Source organism: Gloeocapsa sp. DLM2.Bin57 (genome assembly GCA_007693955.1).
Taxonomy (GTDB): domain Bacteria; phylum Cyanobacteriota; class Cyanobacteriia; order Cyanobacteriales; family Gloeocapsaceae; genus Gloeocapsa.
Map to the genome: position 1 here is coordinate 1 of RECR01000104.1, position 5,046 is coordinate 5,046.

The 5,046-nt window shown below is 37.9% G+C and carries 4 protein-coding genes; 1 reads left to right on the forward strand and 3 read right to left on the reverse strand.

The genetic code is table 11. From position 1 onward, the window contains the following. Positions 1 to 97: 97 nt before the first annotated feature. Together EA365_13720 and EA365_13725 are read right to left on the reverse strand one after the other, a co-directional pair. Positions 98 to 1,636 carry an S-layer protein gene (locus EA365_13720; protein ID TVQ42965.1) on the reverse strand — a complete coding sequence of 513 codons (1,539 nt, stop codon included), beginning with the start codon at positions 1,634 to 1,636 and terminating at the stop codon, positions 98 to 100. 138 nt (positions 1,637 to 1,774) lie between these two features. Beyond that, the gene (locus EA365_13725) at positions 1,775 to 3,058 is read right to left on the reverse strand and encodes a dicarboxylate/amino acid:cation symporter (GenBank protein TVQ42966.1); all 1,284 of its coding nucleotides are present in this window, start codon (positions 3,056 to 3,058) and stop codon (positions 1,775 to 1,777) included. 178 nt (positions 3,059 to 3,236) lie between these two features. Here EA365_13725 and EA365_13730 point away from each other — a divergent pair, with 178 nt between their 5' ends. After that, entirely contained in the window at positions 3,237 to 4,289 is a 1,053-nt protein-coding gene (locus EA365_13730; GenBank protein TVQ42967.1) for a Fe(3+) ABC transporter substrate-binding protein, read from the forward strand. Positions 4,290 to 4,312: 23 nt separating this feature from the next. Here the strand turns inward: EA365_13730 and EA365_13735 are convergent, their stop codons facing one another. After that, a complete protein-coding gene (locus tag EA365_13735; protein TVQ42968.1) occupies positions 4,313 to 4,972 on the reverse strand; it encodes a Uma2 family endonuclease in 660 nt (219 codons plus the stop codon). Positions 4,973 to 5,046 lie beyond the last annotated feature (74 nt).

The following is a 5,046-nucleotide window of genomic DNA, read 5'->3' on the forward strand; positions in this document are numbered from 1 at the left end:
AGATCTATTGTTAGCTCAAGAATCACCATACTTGTGGGGAGTGTCAATAAGATGTCACTATCAGGTGCGTTAATAGATAACGCAGGATTGGGTTTATTTAGAAACTAAAGCTAGTTCTAATCGTTCCAATCCAGAGAGGATCGCGTCCATCTTCAGGACTAGTCACTACCCAAAAGCCAGGAGAAACAGAGATATTATCGTTGATTCTGAAGACATAAAGTAACTCGACAAACCAAGGTACATCATTATCTTCGGGTCCACCTTGAACAGAATAGGCTTTAGGAGGATTACCTACAGATAATAACCCCAAATTCCCTTCTCGAAACAAATCGGGAAAAGCAAAACTAATTTTCCAGTTCCAAATATCCGCTGTATCCCCATCGCGATCGCCGCTTTGAGCTTTAGCTTTACTATACATACCCCAACCTTCTATCCCAAAAAAGTTATTAACTAACCAACTCCCGACGATCGCTACGTTATGGGAACTAGTAGCATTACCATCAAAGGGATTGTCAGCCAAAGCACTACCAGTATACCCGAGAATACTCATATCAGGTGAACCAGGAAAATAGCTATGAGTATAAGCTAAAGCAACCCCGGTATTAGCGCTAGGCATATATGACAACTGTGTTCCAGCTACGTATTGACCGCCAAAAATACCATTACCATCAGTAGGATCATCAGCATTACCTGCTGAATAATAACCAACTAAACTAACTGCGTCGGTAAAGTTATAGGAAAAAGCCAGCCCAGCACCTGTACTATTGAGATAAATAGGAGAGATCGCGCCAAAATAAGAAATTGCACCATCGAGGGTAGGACCGGCAAAAGGTGCGATCGGATCGGCTACATCATCAAAAGTCATATTAACAGCATTTACCCAGACTTGGGCGTTATCCCCAACGGGAAATCTATATTCAGCTTTTCTGATCTGAACAAACCCACCAGTATTACCACTGAAGTTAAAATCGGTAAAGTTACTACCACCTCTACCAAAAGTAAAGTTAGAGGAGTCTAGGCGTATTCTCAATCTATCTCTACCACTAAAACTAGTCAGGAAATTTAATCTAGATCTATATTCAATTACTGCTTGTACGTCTAAATCATCTCCTGTAGCTGCGTTTTCCTTACCAAACACTTGAGAAATAACAGCAATCAATTCCCCTCTTAATTGTGTGGTAGTGGAAAATTGATGATCTTCGAGAAAAGCTACTCTTCCTTCTAGATTATCCACCCGAGAGCTAATTGTGGCTAATTCTGCCTCAAATTCAGTAGTTAACCTTTCGATGATGATTAAATCTTCTCTGAGAATAGCTTCACTAGCTGCGATTAATCTTTCGAGTTGTTGTAAACAAGCATTTAATCCCGCGGCAAATTCATAACGACTAAGTGCTTGATTTCCTCGAAAAGTTTGGTCAGGATAACCAACTATACAGCCATATCTTTCTACTAGATTAGCTAATGCTTCGTAAGCCCAATCTCCTGGTGATACGTCTCGTAAATCAGAGACATTAATCATGCTTTGCTCAATCTCGTTTACTTCCAGAGTTTGGGCAACCACAGATGAAGACATCAAGCCAACAGAGCCTGCTGTCAGCAATAATCCTCTGACGAGTCTCATAAATTGCTTAGACATTTGTTTATTTATTTTCTCCTCACACACGAACAAGAAATACTAGGTAATCTAAGATTCTTAATATTTCTTCACCTAGAATAGTAGGATTAACGATTTAGGAAATTCTGTTAAAATCAATACTTTTTTTGCGCTGATTATCTAGATTTGATTATACATATCCTGGTTTAACTCGTTCTCAGACTTAGCTACAACTACCGAGGCTACAGCATCTCCAGTGATATTAGCACTGGTTCTAAACATATCTACAATTCTATCTACACTCAAGACTAAGGCTGCTCCTTCTATGGGTAATCCGACTTGTTGCAATACCATGGTTAACATGACAATTCCCGCGCTAGGTACTCCTGCTGTACCAATTGAAGCTAGAGTAGCGGTTAGAATAATCGTCAATTGTTGTGATAATCCTAATTCTATCCCATAGACTTGAGCGATAAATAGAGCAGCAACCCCTTGCATAATCGAAGTTCCATTCATATTAATGGTTGCACCCAAAGGAATAGTAAAGCTACCGATGGAGCTAGGAACACCTAATTTATTGACGCAAGCATCTAAATTGGCGGGAATAGTTGCATTACTGCTAGATGTACCAAAGCCTACTAACATCACGGGCCAATATTTTTTATAAAATGTGATGGGATTGACTTTACCCAAAACAGCTAAGGCGACACCATTAACTATAAACGCTTCTATGAGCAATAAAAATATTACTAAGACTAAGTATTTAGTTAGTTGTCGTAAAACATCTATACCTTGAACCATAATCACACTAGCTAGTAAAGCAAAAACCGCATAAGGCGCTAAATTCATCACTAGCATAATTATTTTTAAGAATACCTCATTTAATTGCTCAAATAATTCTACTATTCCCCGAGTTCTTTGACCGATTAAAGTAATCGCTATCCCAAAAAACATAGCAAAAAAGATTATTTGCAACATATCTCCTGTTACTAAAGCTTCAAAGGGGTTATTAGGCACGATAGCTACTAACATATCCATAATAAAAGGGGCTTCTGACGCGGCTATTTCTTGTGCTGTTTCCATGGGTGTAGCACCTGCTCCTGGTTGCAAAAGATTGGTAAATAACAGAGCGAGAGTAATAGAAAAAGCGGTAGTTAACATAAAATAAGCAATAGTTTTTATGCCAACTCTGCCTAATTTACGAATATCACCGATACTAGCTGTTCCCCCAATTAAAGAAAATAAAACTAAGGGAACAACTACCATTCTAATTGCTCTTAAAAAGATTGTTCCTATAGGATTTAAAAGCCATTTATTAAGAGCTAAATTAAAAGACTCTGGTAAAAATAAGTTACAGACTATTCCGAAGACAACTCCTAAGAGCATTGCTAATAATATTCTATTAGCTAAACCTATTTTCTTTCTTTTTTTTGTTGGTTTCGGTGTAGGTATTTCAGTTTTCATATATACTCATTTTTAAACTTCAAGGATATAATTTTAATATGAATAAGCACAAAAAAAGTATTAGAAATAACATTTATTAAGGCAATATCTATTGGGAGCAACCCTCAAATCGATTTTTTATTGACATTTATTAGCAGTAAAGCTATGATATAGTCTTTGATTATTGATAATAGGAAGCATGAAACAAATATCACGTCGTGTATTTTTAGGTACAGCTGCAGCCACAGCTGCGGTTACTTTCGGTCAATTTGGTCGTAGAGAGAGAGTTTTAGCCCAAACTCAAGAGATTAATTTATATTCTTCCCGTCATTACAATACTGATAATGCACTATATGAAAACTTTACCCAAGAAACAGGTATCAGAGTTAATCTGATTGAAGCAGGTGGAGATGAATTAATCGAAAGAATCAAAAGCGAGGGAGCGAATAGTCCTGCAGATATATTATTGACAGTTGATGTAGCGCGTTTAACCAGAGCGGATCAAGATGGTCTTTTTGCTCCTGTATCATCGACAATTTTAACAGAAAGAATTCCTGCTAATTTAAGAAATCCCGACGGACATTGGTTTGGTTTTAGTAAACGAGCAAGGGTGATTGTCTATAACAAACAAACAGTTAATCCAAGTGAATTATCTACTTATGAGGATTTAGCTAATTCTCAATGGCGAGGTAGGTTAGCTGTTCGTACTTCTGATAATACTTATAATCAGTCTTTGGTAGCTTCTCTAATTGCTGTACATGGAGAAGAAAAAACCTTAGAATGGTGTCAGGGTATAGTAGCTAATATGGCTCGTCCACCCCAAGGCAATGATACCGCCCAAATAGAAGCGGTAGCGGCGGGTATAGCTGATGCTGCGATGACTAATAGTTACTATGTAGGTAATTTGGGTGTTAGTGATGAAGCGGCTAAACGCCAAGTTTTTGAAGCAGTAGGGGTATTTTTCCCTAATCAAGGCGATCGGGGTACTCATGTTAATATTAGTGGTGGTGGTTTAATCAAAACTGCGCCCAATCCTGAAGGTGCAATTCTGTTTTTAGAATATTTGAGTAGTGATTCTGCCCAATCAATGTTAGCTGAGGGTAATAATGAATATCCTGTAGTAGAAGGAGTTCCTCTCAGTCCGATAGTAGCAAGTTTTGGTGAATTTAAATCTGATCTAGCCAATTTACAGTTAGTTGGAGATTTAATACCTCAAGCGGTTTTATTAATGGATCGCGCGGGTTGGCAATAATTTATTATTACCCGAGGATTTTATTATATTTCCTCGGGATTGATACCTAATTCTCTAAGTTTAGCTGCGAGGCGCTCATTTTTTTCCTTTTCCCTAATCGCTTCTTCTTGAGGAGTAGAGATTAACTCTCCTGTGGGACTATAATAACGTAACTGTTTTTGGTATAACCCTAGATATAAGCCTAGTTGTTCACTCCATAACCATCCTGATTCGTTGGTGACTAATTGTTGATAGATTCCTCCTTCTAACCTAAATCCGGCTAATTCTAAGCTTTCTGGGTCAAACCAATAGTATTCTGGTGTTCTGAAGATATCTTGATAGATTTGTTTTTTCTCTTCTCTATCTACTTTAGCGGTACTATCAGAGAGTATTTCAATGATTAAGTTAGGATATTTGCCTCCTTCTTGCCAGACTACCCAACTTTTGCGCTCTTGATTTCTGGTTGTGCCTAACACTACAAAAAAATCAGGTCCGCGAAAGTCTGTGGATTTTTGCTGTTGGGGACTATAATATATGGTTAGGTTTCCTGTGGCAAAATAATCTTCTCTCTCTTGCCATAACCATTCTAGACATTCGATTAATAATAGTATTTGGCGTAGATGTAAGTTACTTTCCAAGGGGGGTTCGTCGCTCCAAAATTCACCAGTTGGAAAAATTATCTCAGGTTTGGTTAATGATGTCATAATTCCTCGGGATTGATACCTAATTCTCTGAGTTTAGCTGCGAGGCGCTCATTTTTTTGTTTTTCTGTTTCAGC

Excerpts from the sequence above, each read along its gene's own strand:
- EA365_13730 (TVQ42967.1), top strand. The coding sequence starts at position 3,237 with ATGAAACAAATATCACGTCGTGTATTTTTAGGTACAGCTGCAGCCACA.
- EA365_13720 (TVQ42965.1), bottom strand. The coding sequence starts at position 1,636 with ATGTCTAAGCAATTTATGAGACTCGTCAGAGGATTATTGCTGACAGCA.
- EA365_13735 (TVQ42968.1), bottom strand. The coding sequence starts at position 4,972 with ATGACATCATTAACCAAACCTGAGATAATTTTTCCAACTGGTGAATTT.
- EA365_13725 (TVQ42966.1), bottom strand. The coding sequence starts at position 3,058 with ATGAAAACTGAAATACCTACACCGAAACCAACAAAAAAAAGAAAGAAA.